The following is a 768-nucleotide window of genomic DNA, read 5'->3' on the forward strand; positions in this document are numbered from 1 at the left end:
GGTAATGACTCCAACTTACTGATAGTGTTTTATGTTCAGATAATGCCCGATGACTTTGTCATGCAGCTCCACCGATTTTGAGAACGACAGTGACTTCCTGCCCAGCCTTGCCAGATGTTGCCTCAGATTCAGGTTATGCCGCTCAATGCGCTGCGTATATCGCTTGCTGATTACGTGCAGCTCTCCCTTCAGGCGTGATTCATAAAGCGGCCAGCCATCCGTCATCCATACCACGACCTCAAAGGCCGACAGCAGGCCCAGAAGACGCTCCAGCGTGGCCAGAGTGCGTTCACCGAATACGTGCGCCACAACCGTCCTCCGTATCCTGTCATACGCGTAAAACAGCCAGCGCTGACGTGATTTAGCACCGACGTAGCCCCACTGTTCGTCCATTTCAGCGCAGACGATGACATCACTGCCCGGTTGTATGCGCGAGGTTACCGACTGCGGCCTGAGTTTTTTAAGTGACGTAAAACCGTGTTGAGGCCAACGCCCATAATGCGTGCACTGGCGCGACATCCGACGCCATTCATGGCCATATCAATGATTTTCTGATGCGTACCGGGTTGAGAAGCGGTGTAAGTGAACTGTAGCTGCCATGTTTTACGGCAGTGAGAGCAGAGATAGCGCTGATGTCCGGCAGTACTTTTACCGTTACGCACCACGCCTTCAGTAGCTGAACAGGAGGGACAGCTGATAGAAACAGAAGCCACTGGAGCACCTCAAAAACACCATCATACACTAAATCAGTAAGTTGGCACCATTACC

Annotated in this window: 1 protein-coding gene; it reads right to left on the reverse strand. The window is 52.2% G+C overall.

Going from position 1 to position 768, the window contains the following annotated elements:
* Window positions 1-15: 15 nt before the first annotated feature.
* A protein-coding gene (locus ACT3RR_RS23135) for an IS1 family transposase (protein WP_223814698.1) occupies window positions 16-713 on the reverse strand; the annotation gives its coding sequence in 2 pieces (ribosomal slippage) (window positions 16-464 and window positions 464-713; 699 coding nt in all).
* Window positions 714-768 lie beyond the last annotated feature (55 nt).

The organism is Ewingella sp. AOP8-B2-18, from assembly GCF_052376015.1.
Taxonomy (GTDB): domain Bacteria; phylum Pseudomonadota; class Gammaproteobacteria; order Enterobacterales; family Enterobacteriaceae; genus Ewingella; species Ewingella allii.